A 20,977-nucleotide genomic window follows, 5' to 3' on the forward strand; every position below is an offset into this window, starting at 1 on the left:
CGGCCCGGACGGGCCCGCCTCTTTGTCAGACAGCTACGACACAGGCCGCAGTTGCGTGCGCCACGTAGATCTTTAGTGATCCACGTCACCGGCGTCGTCGCGGCCGTGGTCGCGGAGGGCGTCGTCGTCGGCTCCGGCGTGCTGCCGGGCGGGCGCGGCGAGAACGTGGCGGCGTCGCCGACGGCCGGGGAGTTCGGCACGGGAGCCGCCGGCTTCCGCAAGCTGCTGCCCGCCGACATGGGCAAGGTCCGCGAGGTGTCGCTGCTGCGGCTCATCAAGGGGATGCCGAACGCACCGACGCCGAAGAAGATCGGGCTCTACGACCGCGACTACGCCGTCGTACGGGACGGCGATGTCGGGTACCTGGTGGTCAACGTGATGCGGGCGAAGACCGTCAACGCCAAGGGGGAGGAGCAGGATCCCTGTGCGTTGCCGCACGAGACGCCCGAGCGGACCAAGTGAACCAGCGAGAAGGTGCCGGGGGGCGCCGTCCTGAGTATCTGGCAGTGGGCCGCGTCCCAGAACGTCCAGCCCAAGTGCAGCGCGCCGAACTGGGCGCCAGCCTGCGGCTGAAGGACGGCTCGCTGCTCACCATCCGGGACTGGACGGACTTCCTCGGCAAGGGCTCCCAGGGCCCGCTGCTGAAGACCTTCCCACTGACGCGGGCACAGCTGCGCGAACTGGCATTGATGTCACAGCTGTTGCCGTAGCCACCAGAATGTGCCCGGGGCGGTACGAGGATCCCGTACCGCCCCATCGCCAGCGCCCCCAAGGCCCCTGCACTGTCCGAGACCGGCCGTGGTTGTGCGCCTCCGTGCGGGGCCGTTGTAGCGCAGTTAGGCACTCAGTGAGTGCCAAGAGGCCCTGCCTTCATGCGCCCCCCCGCACGATCACCCGATCAGGACACCGTACGACCAGACAAGCGGCCCAAGGCGAACAGCCTGGGGCTCCGCGCAGCGGATTGCGCTGGAGCGGGAGCCCGGCGACCTCCGGGGTCACTGGGGATGCAACCGATCACGGGTTCGGAATGTCGTACTCCCCGATCGTTCCATGATTCATCGGCCCGACGAGCGAGGAAGTGCCCATGACAAAGTCCTCCAGTGGATCGCGCAGGCACGGAGCCCGTCGGAGCAGGGTGGACGGGACAGAACCGGCGCTGTCGGTTGCCGGCGGCCGGGCGGCTCTGCACAAGGGCAGGGGGAAGTCGGGCGGAAGGCGGGCCCTGAAGATCGTCGGGTTGGCGATGGGCTTCGTGGTGTTGCTCGGCATCGGCACGGCGGCATACGCCTACTGGAAACTGACCAGCACTATCAAGTCCGACGACCTGTCCGCCAACGGCAAGGACGGCGCGGGACATGAGACACCGGACGCGTTCGGACGCAGCCCGATCAACATCCTCGTCATCGGTTCGGACGCCCGCGCGAACGCCTCGGATTGCAAGCTCGGCGGCGCCTGCGGGAAAGCCAGCGGCGCGCGGGCCGACGTGGAGATGGTGGTGCACATATCGGCCGACCGGTCAAACGCCACCGTGCTGAGCATCCCCCGCGACCTGCGGAGCAGCTGGAGCGGTTGCCACGCCGCGAACCACCCCAGCATGGGCCCACAGTCCAACCAGATGATCAACTCGGCCCTGGACGGCGGGCCAGGCTGCAGTGTCGTCGCCGTGCACGAACTCACTGGGATCCCCATCGACCACTTCATGATGGTCGACTTCTCCGGAGTGGTGTCCATGTCCCACGCGGTGGGCGGGGTCCCGATCTGCGTCAACCACGACATATACGACCCCTACAGCCATCTGAAGTTGAAGGAGGGCTCCCACGTACTGGAAGGCCAGGCGGCGCTGGAGTTCGTTCGTACCCGGCACGGTTTCGGGGACTCCAGCGACAGCCGCGGCCGGACCGCCGCGCAGCACATCTTCCTCAGCTCCCTGCTCAACCAGCTGAAGACCAAGGGCACTCTGAGCAGCCCCACCAAAATGTGGGCCATCGCCAATGCCGCCACCCAGTCGCTGACCGTCGACAGCTCGCTGAACTCCGCCACCAAGCTCGTCGGCCTGGCCGACGACCTCAACAAGGTCCCCGCGAGCCGCGTCACCTTCGCCACCATGCAGACGCACGACCTCAAGGTGAACGGAGTCTGGCAGACACTGGTCACCAATCCGGGCGCGAACGACATGTTCAAGAGCATCGCGAACGACCAGTCGCTCACGGCCGCAGCCCGCCCGGCGTCGCCGTCTGCCGCTCCCGCTGCCACGGCCGTTGCGACCTCCGTCATCGCCGTCCAGGTGCAGAACGGCACGACCGTCCGCGGCCGTGCCAGCACGATCACCCAAGAACTCCTCCGCCGGGGCTTCAGCAAGGAGACCGCTGCTGCCAACGGGACCCCGGCCACCACCACGTCGTTGGCCTATCCGGCCGGCCAAATGCCGCAGGCACGGGTCGTTGCCAAGGCGCTCGGCCTGCCGGCATCGGTGCTCAAGCAGGGGTCCGGCACCGGGATCGTGCTAGTCATCGGTACCGACTGGCCCAGCGGCACAAGCTTCCCCGGCAGCAAAACCGCCCCGGCACCCGTCGACACCCAGGCCGCCCTCGACGGCGCCAATATGAAGCTTGGCAACGACAACGACACGTGCGCCCAGGTCAGCACCTTCAAGACAGCGATCGGGCTGGACGCATCCGGCAAGCCCACTTCCTCGGATCATCCGACATCCAGCACCTCGCCGACGCGCGCCTACGCTCTCAGCCCGGAGGTGAACGACTCGGCGCCCTGAGAAGCCATCCGCTTACCGGTCAGCGGGCTTGTCTGGTCGAACAGGGGTGGTGCCGTCAAAGGCCCCGGACCATGATCGGTCCGGGGCCTTTTGGCTGGTGCCCCCGGCAGGATTCGAACCTGCGACACCCGCTTCAGGAGTTCGATCCGACTCCGCTCCGGCCGCTGCCGTCGGCTGGTGCGACGGCCGGACAGAGACGCTGATGTACGCCCTCGTTCGGCGTCGTTGATGTCAGCCGTGGATGTCAGGAGCCTTCTGATCCGTAGCTCTACAGAGACAGGTCAGCGGGGGTCATAGAGGTCGCCGCACGGTCCCTCGCGGTGGCTGACGGTCATGGTCGGTCTCGGTGCTCTCCGGCGACAGAGTTCTTCAGGGTGGTCACATCACCTGAATGGCTACCGCGATTCCCGACCATTCCGATCACGTGCCCGAGGGTTGTGGCACCCCGCTCCGATGCTGCCCGAGCGCGGTCCCATAGTGGGCGGCGGTCAACGGCGCATCCTGTTCGACGGCACGCGATGTAACGTCAGTCTGCTTTTGGCGAAGGGCTACTGAGTTCACGTCAGACATTGATCTCAAAGCCTCAAAGGCAGGTTCGGAGGCCGTGTGGCGGCGCAGCGAACTGGGTCGCTTCTCTACTGCCGTGGGGGCATCTGCCGAGGTGTCACACACCCACACGAGGGCTGTCCTGTTTGCGCTTAAGTGAGCACTCTTAGGTCGATTTAGGTAGATTCACACGGGGCGAGGGGTTCTGATCGATCACCCCAGTTCACGCCGGATTTTCCAAGGGATCCCACCCCAGCTGCATGAATGTCTTCGGTGCCGTTGGGGCCGATCTCAGGCAACCGATGGGCTGCGAAGTCCTTCCGGCGCATCCAGTCACACAGGAGGTACGTCATGAGCGCTTTCTCGATCTTCAACGGCCGCAGTGGCCGAGGTGGTGGCCGCGGTGGCCGAGGTGGTGGCCACGGCCGCCGCGGCGGCCACGGCGGCCATGGCGGCCACGGCGGCCACGGCGGACGTGGTGGACGTGGCGGACGACGTGGCGGCCATGGCGGCCGTGGCGGCCGCTACTAAGCATCGCCACCTCATCTGAGGATCGTCATCGGGGGGCGACGGCGCGTCCCGTCCGTCCCCCCCCTTCCGCAGCATGCCCCCACCCGGCTCCCTCCCCGAGAAGGTGACCCCGCTTGGCGGACGCGACACACGCCGACTCGTCTCACATCAAGCCCGTGGCCCCGGCAGCCGAGGACAGCCCAGTGCCCCTTGCGGCGGCCGTGTCTTCGGCCGACGCGTTCCGCCGCTTCTGGCCGTGGGCACGCCCCGACCGGTACGGGCTCGCCGCGAGTGTCGTCCTCCTCATCGCGGGGTCCGTAGGTGAAGTCGCTTCGGTGTGGCTCTTCAAGAACCTGGTCGACCAAGTCCTGATCCCCCACCGGTTCACAGCGTTCCTACCGCTGGCCGGACTCATGGCCGCCGTGGCTGTGGTCGCGGCGCTGCTGACCTTTGCGGGCGAGTACCTGGCCACCTGGGTCGCCGAGCGCTTCCTCCTGCGTCTGCGCACCTCGGTCGTGGAACATCTGCACAGTCTGCCCCCCGACATCCTCGGAACCCGCAGGCACGGCGACGTGGTGGCACGGCTGACCTCGAATATCTCCCAGATCGAGGAGTTGGTGGCGTCCGGTCTGATCTCATCGGGCTCGGCAGTGATCAGCCTGCTCTTCTTCGTGGCGGCTGCCTTCTATCTGAGCTGGCCGCTCGCCCTGGCGGCTCTCGCCGCGGCGCCGTTCTTCTGGCTCGCGGCCCGGCTGTTCAGCGCCCGCATCCATACCCTGTCACGCGAGGCCCAGCGGTGTGAGGGCAGCCTCACAGCCGTGGTCGAGGAGAGCCTCACCTGCTCCGCCCTGGCCCATGCCTACAACCGACAGGCTCACGAGGTCGAACGGGTCCGCCGGGAGGGGGAGGCCCTGCTGCGGGCGGAGCTCTCCACGGCACGAGTCGCACATTTATACCCGTCGCTGCTGAATGTGTTCGAAGTGGTGGGCGTCCTTGCCGTGGTGGGCCTTGGCGCCTTCGAACTGACCCGGAACGCACTGACCTTGGGCGGGCTGCTCGCCTTCGCCGCTTTCCTGGCCCAGCTCTTCGGGCCCGTGCAGGAACTCTCAGGCTTGGCCTCGGTGTTCGGCTCCGCCAGCGCGGGCGCCGAACGTGTCATCGAACTGCTCGACATGCGCTCCCCGGTCCGCGAGCGCCCCGACGCCCCTGCACTCGCCCATGTGCAGGGACGTGTTGAGTGCCTGAGCGTTGCGGCGGTCTACCCGTCAAACCGGCGCGGACCGGTACTGCACGACGTCAGATTCAGTGTCGCGCCTGGCGAGGTGCTCGCGATTATGGGCCCGAGCGGCGCGGGCAAGTCCACCCTCGCCAAGTTGCTGGTGCGTTTCATGGACCCGGATTCCGGATCGGTGCGCTTGGACGGGGTCGATCTCAGGGACGTTACGACGGCCTCGGTACGCGCGGCGGTCACCCTCCTCCCCCAACACGCCCAGCTCTTCCATACGACCATCCGCGACAACATCGCCTACGGCCGGCCTCGAGCCACGATGGCGGAGATCATCCAAGCGGCCAAGGACGCCGACGCCCATGAGTTCATCACCGCCCTTCCCGACGGCTACCTGACCACCATTGGGGAAAACGGATTCCAGCTGTCCGGAGGCCAGAGCCGGCGCATCGCCATCGCCCGGGCCTTCCTCCGAGCGACCCCGGTCCTCATCCTCGACGAGCCAACCGCCGGCCTCGACCACCGGGCGGCCGCGCATGTCCTGGCCCCGCTACGGCGGCTGATGGCCGGTCGCACCACGATCCTGATCACCCACGACCAGGCCCTGGCTCAGCACGCGGACGCCATCCACACCCTGCACGGGCCAAGTGTGGAGGTCACTCGGATCCTAGAGCACTAGTTTGGAAGACGCCGTATGCGTCAGTGGGTCAGTCGTTGGTATGGGCAGGAGGTCGGGCATGGGCTACTGGGTGTACGCGTTCTCGGGTTGTCCCGACGCCGGGAACTACCAGGAGATTGCGAATGAGGGAGAACCGGGCGAGGTCGTGGTGCGGGCGCGCCCGGGCGGCCTCGCTGTCATGGACGGGTACGTGCTGGAGAGCCTCGACGATCTGATGATGGTTGCCCGCTTCAAGTGGGTGGCTAGTGGGGACCCGTCCACAGTGATGCCGGCCCTGTGTGAAGCGTCTGGATTGCCGCTGGACCCGGACGCCAGACGCGGTCAGTGAGCTTGGACAGCATGGAGTGGTATACGAGGAACGAAGGTCGGTGGAACAACTTTGGCCGGGAGTTTCAATGACCCAGTCAAGCGCCGCCGCGCTCGGATCCTGGGGCCCTAGAAGACGCCGTATGCGGATCGCGACTGACCTGGCAAGGCACTGGCCTGGGTCGGAACGCGATCGGCCCCGCTGTTCCCCGTGAGTCCCCGCTGCCTCCCGCCGAATCGGGCACTCAACGGGCACGCAGGGCACAGTCGACCCTCTGCTTTTCAGGCGAGTTGATCGTGCGGCAGGATCATGATCCGGCCCGACAACGACTGACATCGACGCCCCGTGACATACCGTTGCGTACGCTGACGTTCGTTGTCGTTGCCGTCAGACTGCCGTCAGACTGCCGTCAGGGGGGTCGGCCAGGGGTGGTGTGGGGCACGGGCCGGTGTGTCCCAGGGAACCGGATTACCGCATCGGGTCCGGGTGAGGCGAGACGCGCGGAGTCGTCGCCTTGCCGGGTCCTCGGCCCGCGTGCCGGCGGATCGGGCCAGCCAGGGGAAGACTGTCATCCATTGAGTTCTGTTCAGCAAGCACCGGGGCTAATTGTGTCGGTTGCGGCTGTGCAGTGGCAGAGCGGCAAGCGCAAGCAGAGCGGCAAGTCCAAGCAGCAGGATCGCCTCGGGCACGGGCTGCTTGGCGCGCCAGAGCTGGACTGGCAGCCCGATCGAGGGCACGCGCAACCGTGCTACGCCTTCGAGTGCCGTGGGCCGGATCGGGGTAGAGTCCGGTGTGGAGTTGGCGTCACCTTTGGTGATCAGGTCGTTGTTGGGAAGTACCTGGTAGACCCGATGGGTGAGTAGATGGCCGGGTCGGGTGGGGTCCTGGGCCAGCACGATTTGGCCTACCGCCGGTGTGCGGTTGCGCGGTGGGGGCTGGTAGAGGACGACGTCGCCCGGCATGAGGGCGGGACGCATGGAGCCGGACTGCACCACGCACGCTGTCCAGCCCAGCGCCGCCACGGGCAATTGCGCCCACACGAGCAGCCCAATCAGTGAGCCGAGCACGGTACGTGAGGTGACCGAGGTGACCACGCGGATCGGGTGCGGGGTGCCCTTGGCCGTGGGTTGGCAGGGCGCGCCGGCGGCTAGGTCGCTTGGGAGAGTCACTTGTGTTCCCGCGCTTCCCAGGTGAAGGTCACCTCGTTGGTGACCACGCTTTGCGCGCTGTTGGGTGCGCTCCGGCTGAACTTCCACGCGAAGCGGAAGCTCAGCGAGTTGGGTGGCTTGCCGGGCAGGGTCCAGGGACCCACGCCGGTGCGGAAGTCGGTGTGCAGGGCGACGAACTGGTCCAGGGTGCCGTCGAACGCGGTCTTGTGCGGAGTGAAGCCCTTGCAGTCGCCGAAGGTGCCGCCGCTGCCTACCTCGATTTTGAGGTTGATGAAGGATTGGAAGTTGCTTGGCCAGTTCGGTGAGCTGCTGTACAGCTTGAGCGCGGTGGGGAAGTCAGCGTTCGACTCGATCTTGATGCAGTTGGAGCCTGTGTCGCCGGGTCGCATGTTGTCGACGCGGAACATGGGCACCTTGCTGTCGTTGGCCAGCCCCAGCGAGCCGGACTCCCACGTGTTGCCGCTGTTGCTGGTGGTCCCACTCCAGTCGGCGTTGGTGGCACCCCAGACCAGTGCACCGCTGAGCAGCAACCCGAGCGGAACGGGGACCACCTGTGCCAGCACGTGCAGCCAGGGACGTCCCATCGGCCACTCCGTTCAATTCCGACGGTCCATCACATATTGATGCATTCTGTCTCATCTGTGGCGGTGCCGCTCCGTGTAGCCATCCGGGTCTGATGGAGGCTCGGGCCTGTCCCGAGCGGGCGCCCCTGGCCTACCTGCGCCCCGGCCCCCGAGGTCGGCGTAGCGACGTTGGCCGGGAGTTGCTTCGGCGCGAGTGATCACGGCCCCTTACGCTGGCCCGCGGTTCGGGCAGGCTTGTGGACCTGCCCGTTAGTGCCCAATGTGGCGCCCTGGTCTGCGAGGCTTCCTCGACCATGGTCTCGGCATCACCGACACCCCCGAAGAGATCACAGCCGAGACCGCTCAGACCCTCACCCCTGCCAGCCCCTGAGCGGGTCGGGCCCTGCTCTCATAGGGACCACACGCCAAGCGGGCGACGCACCCGATTTCGAGTTCTGTTCCTCCTGGGCAGGACACCGTTTGGCTTTGTCCGCGGTCGTTCACCGCCGCGGTCCAGGTTGCCGGTCGTGCGGTCGTCGACGGCCGCCCAAAGCCACGTGCGGTTGCGGTGGCTGCTGTACTTCGCTGCTGTACAGCGACGGGGTCAGCATTGAGCGCTGCACGACGGCAGTTCGTTACTGGTGAGTGTGGAATCCGTCCGTCAGGTAGCCGTCAACGTCTGCACGGCCGGCCCCCCTCGCTGCCGGACTCACCAGGCAGCGGTGACCCCGGCGACGGCCAGCCCGAGCGCGGCGCAGACGCCGAGGACGCGCAGGACGCTCCAGTGCAGCCGGAAGATCATGACGAGTGTGGCGAGCATGATGGCCACGGCGGTGGGCCGCACGGTCGTCAGCTCGGGGAGCTGGAGGTGCAGTGGTCCCCACGAGGCGTCGTGGACCCTGGCGAACAGGGTGTGGAGCGCGAAGAACACCGCCAGGTTGGCGATGACGCCGACGACCGCGGCGGTGATGCCGGTCAGGGCGGCGGAGACGGAGCGGTTTCCGCGCAGGCGCTCGATGTAGGGGGCGCCGAGGAAGATGAAGAGGAAGCAGGGCACGAAGGTGACCCAGGTGGTCAGCAGCGCGCCGAGCAGGGCGGCAGCCCACGGGTTGAGGGCTCCGGGGTCGCGGTAGGCGCCGAGGAAGGCGACGAACTGCACGACCATGATCAGCGGACCGGGGGTCGTCTCGGCAAGGGCGAGCCCGCGGACCATCTCTCCCGCGCTGAGCCAGCCGTAGTGCTGTACGGCTTGCTGGGCGACGTAGGAGAGGACGGCGTAGGCGCCACCGAAGGTGACCAGGGCGGTGCCCGAGAAGAACACTCCCTGAGTGGTGAACACGCTGTGGGTGCCAGTGAATGCTGCCACTGCGGCCAGGGGGCGGCCCACAGCAGGAGGCCTACCAGCAGGATCCTGAGCGCTCGGCGGCGGCTGGGGCGTTCGGCGTGGAGTGCGTCGTCGGCGATGAGCGGCGGCGGGCCGTCGTCGGTGGTGTGAGCGGCGGTTGGGCGCAAGGTCTGCGGGGCGAGGCGGGCAAGGAGCCAGCCGATGAATGCCGCCCCGATGATGACCAAGGGAAAGGGAATCGCGAACAAAGTGAGCGCGGCGAAGGACACGACGGCCAGCGCGACGAGTGCCGGGTGGGTCAGCGAGCGGCGGCCGACCCGCCACACCGCCTGAGCGACGATGGCGACGACGGCCGGGGCGAGTCCGGCGAACAGGCCGGTGACGGCGGCGGTCGTGCCGAAGGCGACGTACAGGCCGGACAGTGCCAACAGTGCGAGCACGCCGGGCAGCACGAACAGGCTCCCTGCGACCAGACCGCCACGGGTGCCGTTGAGCAGCCAGCCGATGTATACGGCCAGTTGCTGGGCCTCGGGGCCGGGCAGCCCTGAACCGTGAGGATCCAGCGGCGCTCGCCCTCGACGACCCACATCGCCATCGCACGAGAAGCCGACTGCGGGCTGAGCGCGCCCTCGCCGAAGGGCTGGACGGCCAGCGCCCGGAAGCCGGGATCCCAGTCCTCGGGCACCCGACGGGCGAGTCACCGGCGTCCGCACGGCGACCGGGCGCGAGCTCACGGCCGACCTGGTCATCGACGCCAGCGGTCGGTTCTCGCAGTCCGTGGGGTGGCGACCCGGGCGCCGTCGGCCACGAGCCAGCGTCGACGCAGGAGCCAGCACTGTTGTTGATAGCTAGGTGCTATGGTGCGAAAACATCATTAGATCAAGGGTTCCGTCTAAGAGCCTGTCGGGTGGCTGGTTGATTACGCTGCGATGAGGTCTTCGACGGTCTTGGTTCGGGCAGTCTTGCGGTGGGATTCGTGGCTCCACCGCGTTGGCTGCCCGGCGAGCCGGACGAGCATCAGGCGGATCATCGCCACCTTGATCATGGCCTCGGAGGTCGCGGTCAGCCGTTCGTAATCGCGGGCCAGTCGGCGGTTGCGGACCAGCCAGCCGAAACTTCGCTCCACCACCCAGCGGCGGGGCAGGACCTTGAAACCCTTGACATCGTCGGTCCGCTTCACGATCTGGACGACGATGTCCAGCGCATTGCGAGCCCATGAAAGCAGCGTGGAATCAACAGAGTTGGCGTATCCGCCGTCGGCCCACACCAGACTGACCGTGCGGAAGCCGGCGGCGAGCCGGGCCAGGACGGCGCGGCCTCCGGCACGGTCCTGCACGGACGCGGAGGTGACGGTGACGACCAGCAGCAGGCCCATCGTGTCGACGATCAGATGCCTCTTCCGCCCCGTCGTTCGCTTGCCCGCATCGAATCCACGCGCCTCGCCGCCCTCGCTGGTCTTGACCGACTGGGCGTCGATCACGGCGGCCGACGGCTCGGGATCGCGTCCGGCCCCGATCCGGACCTGACGGCGCAGCTCGCCGTGGACGCGGTCCCAGGTGCCGTCCCGGCGCCACTTGGTGAACCAGCGGTGGGCCGCGTCCCAGGGCATCAGGTCGCGCGGGAGCATCCGCCACTGGCAGCCCGAGCGCAGCACGTAGAAGATTGAGTCGAGCACCAGCCGATCCGGGTACTTGCGCACCCCGCCGCCTTTCCGCAGGTCACGCATGGGAAGGAGCGGCTGGATGATCTCCCACATCTCATCGGTCAGGCTGGACGGATAGCACGGGCCGCTGACGGCCTCGGAGTTGTCGCACTGGCACACACCACGTGATCATTCCGGGGCCGTCGCCATGCCCAGAGGGCAGATCGCGACCGTCACGCATCACGCATGATCAGCCACCCGACAGGCTCTAAGAGGAAGCCTCAGGCGAAGAGCCGCGGACGCGACGAGCTACGCCTGGGGGCGTCGCCGAGAAAGGACCACCATGAACACGCCGCAGGATGTCCCCGTCACGGACTTCGACCATCACTCCCGAGCGTACGCCGAGCGACCGTTCGAGACTCTCGCCACACTGCGGAGGGACATGCCCGTCGCCTGGTCGACGGCCCACGGTGGGTTCTGGGTCGTCACCGACCACGAGCACGTCATGGCCGGATTCGCCAACTACCAGACCTTCTCCTCGGTGCGCGGACCGGCGATCCCGGCGCACCCGTTCGGCACCCGGCACATCCCGGTTGCCATTGATCCTCCCGACCACGCGATGTACCGCAAGGTGCTCAACGCGTGGTTCAGTAAGGCGGCGATCGAGTCGCGGCAGCCGAAGATGAAGGCGATGGTGGAGGACATCGTGCGAGCGCTTGCGGCACGCGGCAGTTGGAACTTCGCCGACGACCTGGCGAACGTCTCACCGGGCGCGGTGACCCTCGACATCCTCGGGTGGGACCCGGACCAGCGGATCCCGCTGCTCGACGTCATGACGTTCGGGCTGGTCAACATGGCCAGCACGGACCCGACTGTCGTCGACAGGAACGCAGAGGGCAACCGCTGGATCCGCGAGCAGATCATGCGCGAAGCCGATGACCGTCGGGCCGATCCGCGTAACGACCTGATGACCGTGCTGGCGACCGAGCCCATCGCCGGGGGCGAGATGCTGTCGGACGCGGAGCTCACGGACATGGTTGTCCTCCTGCTCTTGGCGGGCTTTCACACCACGTCGGGCGCCCTCACCTCGCTGCTCGTCCACCTCGAGGAGCATCCGGATCTGCGCCGACGCCTGGAGCGCGACCGGGACCTGATCCCCACGGCGATCGAGGAGATCATCAGGGTCTACACCCCTGCGCCGCCCATCGCCCGGAGCGTGACCGCCGACACCGAGTTCGGGGGCGTTCCCATGCGAGCGGGCGACTGGGTCCTCTTCGTCAACCAGGCAGCCAACCGCGACCCGTCGAGCTTCCCTGAGCCGGACGTCGTCGACCTCGACCGCAACCGGTCCAAGAGCGTGGCGTTCGGCTGGGGCGTGCACCGTTGCCTCGGCCTGCACATGGCTCGAACCATTCTCCGGCTGGAGGTCGAGGCGATCTTCGACCTGCTCCCGGGCTACGAGCTCGACCTGGACGCCGCGGTGCGAAGCGACGCCATGGGACAGGGGTACTTCTTCACCTCCCTGCCGGCGCGTCTCCCGGCTGCGGCCGCCCGGTGAAAGGCGTGGACCCTCTCGCGAGCATGCTGCGTCGCGTTCATGACCAGCCGGTCTGGGCGACGTTGCACGCGTGAGCACGTCGTCTGCTCGGGCACTCGTGGTCGGAGGGACCGGCCCGACCGGCCCGCACCTCGTCCGCGGCCTGGCCGCGCGCGGGTACGAGACCACCCTCTTGCACTGCGGCACGCACGAGCTCCCCGAGCTCGCCGGCTACGAGCACCTCCATGCCGACCCGCACTTCCGAGAGTCGCTCGACGAGGCCATCGCCGGGCGCGAGTTCGAGGTCGTCGTGGCGACGTACGGCCGGATCCGGCTGGTCGCCGACGCGGTGGCCGGCCGGTGTGCGGAGCTCGTCGCGGTGAGCGGCCTGCCGGTCTACCCCGGCTACCACGAGCCGGGCCGGCGGCACCCGCACGGCATGCCGGTGCTGGTGCGCGAGGAGCACGCCGACGCCGGGCGCGCGGCTCCCTAGGAGGAGCCAGGTCCGCGGCGTCGCGGATGTCGTTCTTCACCCGCCGGTAGGCGAACCCTTTCACGCCCAGCGGGTGTGCCAGGTGCACGCGTGCACCGGCAGCCTGCAGGACATCGGCCGCCCAGTACCAGCCGTAGGTGGCCTCCAAGACCACGTCTGGATCGTGTCCGGCCTGTTCGATCTGCAGACCGAGCGCCACCGGATCGTTGAGGATGCGCACCGCACTCAGTTGAACGCCGGCCTCGGTCTGACGCACAATCACGGACCTCCTGCGGTGCATGTCGACACCGACGTACTGATGTCCGTTGTACTCGCTCACCTGAGGGCCTCCTTCGCCGTCACGCAGTAGGTAACTGGGACCTACCCAGGCACCCACGGAGGGCGGGGACTTCGCTCCTTCATCGCATCAAGACCTGTGGATCAAGTTAGTTGCGGTGGAATCGCTGACGCAGTCGGCGACTGGCTTCAGCGCGGACGCGTCGGGTTCTTCCGGCCTCGGCGAGCAGGCTGAGGACGGCGGGTGAGGGCAGGGTCTCGACGGCCTTGCGCTGGAACCAATCGGATCCTGTGGTGACTTCCTCCGAGCCCCACGACTCACCCATGGCGATTGACCGCAGCAGGGTCCATTCGCGCAGACGGCGGGCGAGGAACTCCCGCTTCGCGCTGATCTCGGCCATCGTGCGGGCCCAGGCGGTGAACCCATCGTCGGTCATTAGTAGCGCCGCGCGACGGTCGAGGTGGCGGATGATGGCCGACTGCGCCATCGTCGTGTCCGAGTCGCGCAGGATTCTGGTCACCAGATCGGCTTCGTCTTCGTCACGGACGACGGCCAGCTCACGCAGGTAACGGGCGAAACGCTGGTGCTCGTCCTCGGCAAAACGGTCATCGGCACCGTTGAGGCCATTCACGCGGCGGCCGCCTCGGGGCGCTCGACCAGGCGGCCGCGCTCAAAACGGGCGCCGGCCCGCACCAGCGCCACGAGATGGGGTGCGTTGACCGCGCGCCAGCGGGCCTGCGCGGATTCGATCAGTTTGAAGACCATGGCGAGTGCGGCTCCCCGGCTGCCGACCCCCTTGGTGACCTTTGTCCGCAACCGGACTGTGGCGAAGGTCGACTCGATCGGATTTGTGGTGCGCAGATGGATCCAGTGCTCGGCGGGGAAGTCGAAGAACGCCAGCAGCTCGTCCTCGTCATCCGTGATCCGCTTGACGACCTTGGGATATTTTGCCTGGTAGGACCGCTCGAAATCACGGACGGCCGTGGCCGCGTGCTCCTTGTCCTCGGCGTTGTAAATCTCCTGGATCGCGCGCTTGGCCGCGGGCTGGGCCGACTTCGGCAGGGCGTCCAAAACGTTGGCCGTTTTGTGAACCCAGCACCTTTGATGGCGGGTTTCAGGGAACACCTCGTTCAGTGCGTTCCAGAAGCCGAGTGCGCCGTCTCCGACGGCCAGCACCGGGGCCCGCATGCCGCGGCGAGCACAGTCCCGCAGCAGCCCGGCCCATGCCTCGGACGACTCGCGGTATCCGTCGGCCATCGCGATCAGTTCCTTCGTGCCGTCGGCCCTCACGCCCATCAGCACCAGGACCGCGGCCTTCGACTCCTCCAGGCGGATGCGCAGATGGACGCCGTCGGCCCAGACGTACACGTAGTCGGTGGCGGACAGAACGCGGTCCATGAACGCCCTGTGGTCAGCCTGCCACTGGACAGTCAGTCGTGTCACGGTGGCGGGCGAGAGGCCGGCCGAGGAGCCGAGGAACTGTTCGAGTGCGGGCACGAAGTCGCCGGAGGACAGGCCGTGCAGGTGGAGCAGCGGCAGCACCTCGCTGGTCTTCGGGGACTTCCTTGCCCAGGGCGGCAGGATCGCCGAGGAGAACCGCTTGCGTTCGCCTGTCGCCTCGTCGATGCGCTTGTCGTTCACGCGCGGGGCCTTGACCTCGACGACTCCGGCGGAGGTGATGACCTTCCGCGGCTGGTGATGGCCGTTCCGCACGACCAGGCGGCGACCGCTCTCGTCCCGCTCACCAGCCAACTCAGCTATGTAAGCGTTGACTTCCGCCTCCAAGGCCGCGGCCAACATCCGCCGGGCGCCCTCGCGGACGATCTCGTCGATCAGGGAGCCGTTCGGCGTGGTGCCGTCGTTGTTGACTACGCTGAGCACGGGCGTGGTGCGCCGTTTCACTCGGCGCTGGATCGTTCCTTCAGGGAACACGGGGTTCGGAAGGAGGCTCACCTCGTGGGTCGCCCGCCTCACCTGAACGCGAAAGCGCGAGGGGACAACAGCATGGCGGGAAAGCGCGGGACGCAGTGAAGGCGTCGAAGGCGTGGCCGTGCAAGATGCAAGGCCGGGAAGTTAAGGCTGGCCGGGGCACTGTCCAGGCGGGGGCTGATGTGTGCTGACCTGGGGCTACATGCGGAACGGGACCGCTGGTAGATCTTGGGACGTCCTCGCAAGACAGTCCGAGATCCAGAGCAGAGGTCCCGTTGCCCGGCCAGTGTGCCACCATCACCCTCACTCGTTCCAGCACGGTCGCCGCTGGGGTCTACGCCCCGGGCCATCTGGGCGAGTTGACACAGGTCATCCCCTTCGAGCTGGTCGACGCCGTGCTGGAGGAGACCGGACGGACCCAGCAGCGGCTGCGCGCGCTGCCCTCGCGCGTCGGCGTGTACTACATGCTCGCCCTGGCCCTGTTCCCCGACCACGGCTACCAGGGCGTCTGGCGTCAACTCACCGCCGCCCTTGGCAACCTGCCGCTCCCGCAGGTGTCGACCACCGCGCTGCGGCACCTGCGCCGCCGCCTCACCCCCGCCCCGCTCAAGCTCCTGTTCGAGACCCTGGCCGGACCGCTGGCCCAGCCCACCACACCCGGCGTCCGCTACCGGCACCTTCGCACCGTCGCCTTCGACGGCTGCTCCTCGATCAAGACCCCGGACAGCGAGCGGGCCCGGGGCTGGCTCGGCAAGATCCGTTATCGGCTCGCCTGGGCCGGCTACCCCACCCTCATGCTGATGGCGCTGGTGGAGACCGGCACTCGCGGCCTGCTCGGCGCCTGCCTCGGCCCCAGCAGCGCCGGCGAGACCAGCTACGCCAAGCGCCTGCTGCCGCTGCTGGGCCGTGACCACCTGCTGCTGATCGACCGGGGCTTCGACAGCAACACCTTCCTGGCCGAGGCCGCCGCCACCGGCGCCCAGTTCCTGGCCCGCTGCAAGTCCACCCGCCGACCGCCCCGGCTCCGGGCCCTGTCCGACGGCTCCTACCTTTCCCGATTCGGGGAGCTGACGGTGCGCGTCATCGAGGCCGACATCGTCTGCGTCCTGGCGGACGGCACCCACGTCGGCGGGCGCTACCGCCTGGCCACCACCCTGCTGGACCCCGTAGCCGACCCCGCCGAGCGTCTGACCAGGATCTATGCCGAAAGGTGGGAGATCGAATCGGCGTTCTTCGCCCTGCGCTCCACACTCATGGCAGGCCGGGTCCTGCGCTCGGGCGACCGGTTCGGCATCGAGCAGGAACTGTGGGCCGCCCTCGCCCTCTACCAGGCGCTTCGTACCGTCATGGTCGACGCCGTGGAGTCCCACCCCGGTATCGACCCCGACCGCGCCGGCTTCATCACCGCCCTGCAGGCCGCGCGGACCCAGGTCATCCTCGCGGCCGGGATCGCCCCCGAGCACCCCCAGCCGGTCGGCACGATCGGCGCCGCGGTCCTGGACAACCTGCCGCCCGCCCGCCGCCTGCGCATCAGCGCCCGCAAGGTCAAGTCACCGATCTCGCGCTACCACACCTTCAAGGGCCAGGCCCGCCCCCAGGCCGACACCCCGGTGACCGCCATCGAGATCACCATCCACGACCGCACCAGTACCCCGCTCGCGCCGCCCAGCACCGTCCCACCATCGACCGAGGAGAACAACGGGCATGAAATCATGGAGAGTTCACCTACCGACGGCACCTCCGAAGAACACGATTCGGCGGACCCGGGCGGCCGGATGACACTCGCCCTCGCCGTGCTTGCCAGCCGCCCCGGCGAGCCCTGGCACGCCCGCGATGTCGCCCGCATCCTCGGCGTCACGAACATCAACAGCTTCCGCGTCCAGATGTCCCAGTGGGCTCACCGCGGCGTGATCCACAAGACCGGACCCGCCACCTACACCCTCGCCTGCTGACCGCGACGGGCCTCGACGCCAACCACAAGACCCTTAACTTCCCGGCCTTGTTGTGTCCTGAACGCGAAAGGAAGAAGCATGTAGGAACTCTTCTTGTAGCGATGCTGTACGAAGGATGAAGGTTTGGCCCTTCAAATTCGCCCTGCGGGAGGAGGATTTAAACCACGTGTGTCACGAACGCAGAGGGGAGTTCAGGTAGGAGAGCTTCGCGATGCGGTGCTGTGCGAGAGATGAGGGACTTGGCCCCTCGGTTCCGTCCTGCGGGGGATGGTGCCAAACCGCCACATGCTGCGTTGGTTGACGACCGTCGTGGTGAGCGATGTGGAAAAGGCGGCGGTAGAGCCGTCAGGTGGGGATCAGGAAGACGAACGCAAGTGAATCGCTGCTGAAGTGTCGTTAGAAAACAGGTGACATCAGAACCGGAGATTTGTGGTTGCTCCGGGATAAGTCTGGCGGGAGTCCCGTCTACTGGCCAGGCGGTGTCCGGCACGGAGGCGACGTGAGCCTGATCTGCGGCTCTCGCATGGAACGTGAGAAGGCATGCCCTGATAGTGCCGCTTGAGTCATGCGGGTGGCGAGAGGGAGCGGCCCAAGCGGAAGAACCGTGAGGGTTTGAGTACCGACGCGGGGTGTGCTGGCGGACCGGCTCGTAGTAGTGAGGAACCCTTTGTAATGAAGGGGGAGCGAAGGGGCCGGGTCATCCGTGACTGATTGTTCGTTCGGTCAACCGGAAGTTCTCCGGGAGGAGCTGGGTGGACCAGTTGAAATCATCGGACAAGCCGTTTGAGATCTCGAAGTGGGAGGTTCAGGAGGCGTACGAGAAGGTCAAGGCGAACAAGGGTGCGGCAGGGGTGGACGGGCGCTCCATCGAGGACTTCGAGAAGGATCTGAAGGGTAATCTCTATCGAATCTGGAATCGTCTGTCTTCGGGGAGTTACTTTCCGCCTCCGGTGAAGGGTGTGGAGATCCCGAAGTCGCATGGTGGTGGGGTTCGTTTGCTCGGTGTGCCCACCGTGGCTGACCGAATCGCTCAAACGGTAGTAGCCCGGCGTCTTGAAGAGAAGGTCGAACCGATCTTCCATCAGGACTCCTACGGCTACCGTCCTGGGCGGTCCGCGTTGGATGCGGTCGCGGCGTGCCGGAAACGCTGTTGGAAGTATGACTGGGTGATCGATCTGGACATCCAGAAATTCTTTGACAGCGTGCCCTGGGACCTTGTCGTCAAAGCGGTTCGGGCCCACACGGATCTCCCCTGGGTAGTTCTGTATGTGCGGCGGTGGCTTGAGGCGCCGTTGCAACTGCCTGACGGGACCTTGCAGCAGCGCGATCGCGGAACCCCGCAGGGTTCTGCGATTTCGCCTGTTTTGGCTAACCTGTTCATGCATTATGCGTTCGACATGTGGATGGCCCGGGAGTATCCGGGCGTACCGTTCGAACGGTACGCAGACGACGGTGTTGTGCACTGTGTCAGCGAGGGTCAGGCCCGGAAACTACGGGAGGCAATCGCGAACAGGATGCGGGAAGTTGGGTTGCGGCTGCATCCCGACAAGACCAAGATCGTGTACTGCCGGGATGGTAATAAGCGCCGACGTCCGTACGGGCAGACGGAGTTCACCTTCCTGGGGTTCACTTTCCGGGCTCGCAAGGCCATCGACAGGAATGGGGAGAGGTTCACCTCGTTCCTGCCGGCGATCAGCAAGGAATCCTCGAAGAAGATCAGTGGTGAAGTGCGGCAATGGCGGCTTCACCGACAGATCGGCCGGACCTTCGCCGAGCTCGCACGGGCGATCAATCCGATCGTTCGGGGCTGGATGCAGTACTTCGGTGCGTTCTACCGGACGGCGCTGCTTCCCCTCCTGGAGCGCATCAACGCCTACTTGATGCGCTGGATCCGCAAGAAGTTCAAGCGGCTGCGGACCTTCAAGAAGGCCCATGCGTGCTGGCGGCGTATCACCCGTCAGTACCCCAGGCTCTTCGCCCATTGGGCATGGGTTCCCACGTTCTGGTGATCAGGATGACAAGAGCCCGGTGACGGGAGACTGTCACGCCGGGATCTGTGAGGGCCGGGGGGTGAAATTCCCCCGGCTACTCGACCTCATGCTGCGCTAGCTGAAGACTGCCGTGGTGAACGATGAGGAAAAGGCGCCGGAAAACGGTGTCAGGTGGGGATCGGGAAGGCGAACGCAAGTGAATCGCTGCTGACGTGTCGAAAAGTAGAGTTGACATCAGAACCGGGGTGTCAAGGCAGTCCCGGGAGGAGTCTGGCGGGTGCCCGTTTATTGGCCAGGCGGTGTCCGGCATGCAGGCGGCGCGAGCCCGGTCTGCGGCCTTCGTGCGGAACAGGAGAAGGCGGGCCTGGATACGTCTCCGCTGGTGAGCGGGGAGAAAGGGAGCGTCCTGGACGGTCCGAAGCCGTGAGGGACTGAGTACCGATGCCAGGCACGCCGGCGGACCGGCTCGTAGTAGTGATGAAGCCCCTGTAATGGGGGCGGAGCGAAGGGGCCGGGTCGTTCGTGACTATGTTTATTCGATCAACCGGGTGTTTCCCGGGAGGAGTCGCGTGAACGAGTTGAAAGCATCAGGCAAGCCATTTGATATTTCGAAGCAGTCCGTCTGGGAGGCGTACGAGAAAGTCAGGTCGAACAAGGGCGCTGCGGGTGTGGATGCGGTGTCGATGGAAGAGTTCGAGAAGGATCTGAAGAACAATCTGTACCGGATCTGGAACCGTCTCTCCTCCGGCACCTATTTCCCACCCCCGGTGCGTGCGGTGGAGATCCCGAAGAAAGGGGGCGTCCGGATTCTGGGCGTGCCCACGATCGGGGATCGTATCGCTCAGACGGTGGTTGCCGGGGTGCTGGAGGCGAAGGCCGAACCGGTCTTCCACCCGGACTCATACGGCTATCGTCCCGGGCGGTCGGCGATCGACGCTGTGGGCCGGTGCCGGGAGCGCTGCTGGAAGGCGGACTGGGTCATCGACCTGGACATCCGCGCGTTCTTCGACAGCGTTCCGTGGGATCTGGTCCTCAAGGCGGTCGCTGCCCACACTGATCCGTCCCAGTCCTGGGTCCTGTTGTACGTGCGGCGCTGGCTGGCCGCACCGCTGCAACTGCCCGACGGGACACGGCGCGAGCGGGACCGGGGGACGCCCCAGGGCTCTTCGGTTTCGCCTGTCCTCGCCAACCTCTTCCTCCACTACGCCTTCGATTCCTGGATGGCGCGGAGCTTCCCCGCCATCGGGTTCGAACGCTACGTGGACGACGCGGTGGTCCACTGCGTCAGCGAACGCCAGGCACGCTTCGTGCTCAAGGCGATCGAGAAGCGGATGACCGAGGTGGGGCTTGAACTGCACCCGGAGAAAACCCGGATCGTGTACTGCCAGGATGCCAACCGGCGTGCCTCGTACGAGCAGACCGAGTTCACCTTCCTGGGGTTCACCTTCCGCACACGCTCCGCGGTGCGCAAGGACGGCCGGATGTTCCGGTCGTTCCTCCCCGCCGTCAGCGGGGAGGCCCTGCGCCGTATCAGTTCCGAGGTGCGGTCCTGGCGGCTGCACCACCGCACCAGCCTGACCGAAGCAGACCTCGCACGGTTCATCAACCCGATCATTCGGGGATGGATGGCGTACTACGGGGCCTTCTACCAGTCGGCCCTGTATCCCCTCCTGGAACGCGTCAATGCCTACGTGATGCGGTGGATGCGCAAGAAGTTCAAACGGCTGCGGGGCAGGAAGAAAGCCCAAATGGCGTGGAACCAGGCCGTCTCACGACGACCTCGGTTCTTCGCCCACTGGGCCTGGACCACCCATGCTCCCCGCGTCTGGTGACCAGAGCGACAAGAGCCGTATGACGAGAGATCGTCACGTACGGATCTGTGAGGGCCGAGGGGTGAGAATCCCCTCGGCTACTCGGCGTGCAAGACCCGTGCGATATGGCGAAGGCCAAACTGCTTGAAGCCCAAGTCTCCAGAGATGCAAGTGGTCATTCTCCGACACGACGCCTGATGTCGGAGCCGCCGGTAACAAGGCTTTCGAGGC

Annotated in this window: 17 protein-coding genes and 2 pseudogenes; 12 read left to right on the forward strand and 7 right to left on the reverse strand. The window is 66.7% G+C overall.

Annotation, left to right across the window (positions count from 1 at the left end; all coding sequences use genetic code 11):
* Positions 1-75: 75 nt before the first annotated feature.
* From ACQEXA_RS32240 to ACQEXA_RS32265, 6 genes are all read left to right on the forward strand, one after another.
* Entirely contained in the window at positions 76-462 is a 387-nt protein-coding gene (locus ACQEXA_RS32240; RefSeq protein WP_432928826.1) for a hypothetical protein, read from the forward strand.
* A gap of 74 nt (positions 463-536) precedes the next feature.
* Positions 537-710, forward strand: coding sequence for a hypothetical protein (locus ACQEXA_RS32245; RefSeq protein ID WP_433131812.1), 174 nt, complete (start codon positions 537-539; stop codon positions 708-710).
* Between the two features lie 425 nt (positions 711-1,135).
* The gene (locus ACQEXA_RS32250) at positions 1,136-2,770 is read left to right on the forward strand and encodes an LCP family protein (RefSeq protein ID WP_433131814.1); all 1,635 of its coding nucleotides are present in this window, start codon (positions 1,136-1,138) and stop codon (positions 2,768-2,770) included.
* Between the two features lie 928 nt (positions 2,771-3,698).
* Positions 3,699-3,866 (forward strand): hypothetical protein, encoded by a 168-nt coding sequence (locus tag ACQEXA_RS32255; RefSeq protein WP_432928832.1) that lies wholly within the window; start codon positions 3,699-3,701, stop codon positions 3,864-3,866.
* A 94-nt stretch (positions 3,867-3,960) separates the two neighbouring features.
* On the forward strand, positions 3,961-5,730 hold the full coding sequence (locus ACQEXA_RS32260; RefSeq protein WP_432928834.1) for an ABC transporter ATP-binding protein: 1,770 nt from the start codon (positions 3,961-3,963) through the stop codon (positions 5,728-5,730).
* Positions 5,731-5,788: 58 nt separating this feature from the next.
* Positions 5,789-6,058 (forward strand): hypothetical protein, encoded by a 270-nt coding sequence (locus tag ACQEXA_RS32265; RefSeq protein ID WP_432928836.1) that lies wholly within the window; start codon positions 5,789-5,791, stop codon positions 6,056-6,058.
* A 581-nt stretch (positions 6,059-6,639) separates the two neighbouring features.
* Here ACQEXA_RS32265 and ACQEXA_RS32270 read toward each other — a convergent pair.
* The 4 genes and pseudogenes from ACQEXA_RS32270 to ACQEXA_RS32285 form a co-directional block, all read right to left on the reverse strand.
* Positions 6,640-7,206, reverse strand: a complete 567-nt coding sequence (locus tag ACQEXA_RS32270; RefSeq protein ID WP_433131816.1) for a signal peptidase I — start codon at positions 7,204-7,206, stop codon at positions 6,640-6,642.
* Positions 7,203-7,790 carry a hypothetical protein gene (locus ACQEXA_RS32275; RefSeq protein ID WP_432928839.1) on the reverse strand — a complete coding sequence of 196 codons (588 nt, stop codon included), beginning with the start codon at positions 7,788-7,790 and terminating at the stop codon, positions 7,203-7,205. Before ACQEXA_RS32275 ends, ACQEXA_RS32270 begins: the two co-directional genes overlap by 4 nt.
* 688 nt (positions 7,791-8,478) lie before the next feature.
* Positions 8,479-9,135, reverse strand: coding sequence for a chromate transporter (locus ACQEXA_RS32280; protein ID WP_432928841.1), 657 nt, complete (start codon positions 9,133-9,135; stop codon positions 8,479-8,481).
* A 233-nt stretch (positions 9,136-9,368) separates the two neighbouring features.
* Positions 9,369-9,863: pseudogene (locus ACQEXA_RS32285) on the reverse strand (chromate transporter); the annotation flags it as partial.
* On the opposite strand from ACQEXA_RS32285, the pseudogene ACQEXA_RS32290 reads away from it, so the two are divergent.
* Positions 9,811-9,966 (forward strand): annotated as a pseudogene (locus tag ACQEXA_RS32290) (pyridine nucleotide-disulfide oxidoreductase); the annotation flags it as partial. The pseudogenes ACQEXA_RS32285 and ACQEXA_RS32290 overlap by 53 nt on opposite strands.
* Positions 9,967-10,033: 67 nt before the next feature.
* Here ACQEXA_RS32290 and ACQEXA_RS32295 read toward each other — a convergent pair.
* Positions 10,034-10,936, reverse strand: coding sequence for an IS5 family transposase (locus tag ACQEXA_RS32295; RefSeq protein ID WP_432922401.1), 903 nt, complete (start codon positions 10,934-10,936; stop codon positions 10,034-10,036).
* A 163-nt stretch (positions 10,937-11,099) separates the two neighbouring features.
* On the opposite strand from ACQEXA_RS32295, the gene ACQEXA_RS32300 reads away from it, so the two are divergent.
* Positions 11,100-12,314 carry a cytochrome P450 gene (locus ACQEXA_RS32300; protein ID WP_432928842.1) on the forward strand — a complete coding sequence of 405 codons (1,215 nt, stop codon included), beginning with the start codon at positions 11,100-11,102 and terminating at the stop codon, positions 12,312-12,314.
* A 70-nt stretch (positions 12,315-12,384) separates the two neighbouring features.
* Positions 12,385-12,786, forward strand: a complete 402-nt coding sequence (locus ACQEXA_RS32305; protein WP_432928844.1) for a hypothetical protein — start codon at positions 12,385-12,387, stop codon at positions 12,784-12,786.
* A gap of 425 nt (positions 12,787-13,211) precedes the next feature.
* Here ACQEXA_RS32305 and ACQEXA_RS32310 read toward each other — a convergent pair whose 3' ends face one another.
* Together ACQEXA_RS32310 and ACQEXA_RS32315 are read right to left on the reverse strand one after the other, a co-directional pair.
* A complete protein-coding gene (locus ACQEXA_RS32310; protein WP_432928847.1) occupies positions 13,212-13,694 on the reverse strand; it encodes a hypothetical protein in 483 nt (160 codons plus the stop codon).
* On the reverse strand, positions 13,691-14,944 hold the full coding sequence (locus ACQEXA_RS32315) for an IS256 family transposase (protein WP_432939251.1): 1,254 nt from the start codon (positions 14,942-14,944) through the stop codon (positions 13,691-13,693). Before ACQEXA_RS32315 ends, ACQEXA_RS32310 begins: the two co-directional genes overlap by 4 nt.
* A 323-nt stretch (positions 14,945-15,267) precedes the next feature.
* On the opposite strand from ACQEXA_RS32315, the gene ACQEXA_RS32320 reads away from it, so the two are divergent.
* The 3 genes from ACQEXA_RS32320 (at position 15,268) to ltrA (ACQEXA_RS32330) (ending at position 20,767) form a co-directional block, all read left to right on the forward strand.
* The gene (locus tag ACQEXA_RS32320) at positions 15,268-16,944 is read left to right on the forward strand and encodes an IS4 family transposase (RefSeq protein WP_433131819.1); all 1,677 of its coding nucleotides are present in this window, start codon (positions 15,268-15,270) and stop codon (positions 16,942-16,944) included.
* Positions 16,945-17,696: 752 nt separating this feature from the next.
* The gene (gene ltrA, locus ACQEXA_RS32325; RefSeq protein WP_432920871.1) at positions 17,697-18,953 is read left to right on the forward strand and encodes a group II intron reverse transcriptase/maturase; all 1,257 of its coding nucleotides are present in this window, start codon (positions 17,697-17,699) and stop codon (positions 18,951-18,953) included.
* A gap of 551 nt (positions 18,954-19,504) precedes the next feature.
* A complete protein-coding gene (gene ltrA / locus ACQEXA_RS32330; RefSeq protein WP_433131821.1) occupies positions 19,505-20,767 on the forward strand; it encodes a group II intron reverse transcriptase/maturase in 1,263 nt (420 codons plus the stop codon).
* Positions 20,768-20,977 lie beyond the last annotated feature (210 nt).

Source organism: Streptomyces sp. CA-106110 (genome assembly GCF_050936285.1).
Taxonomy (GTDB): domain Bacteria; phylum Actinomycetota; class Actinomycetes; order Streptomycetales; family Streptomycetaceae; genus Streptomyces.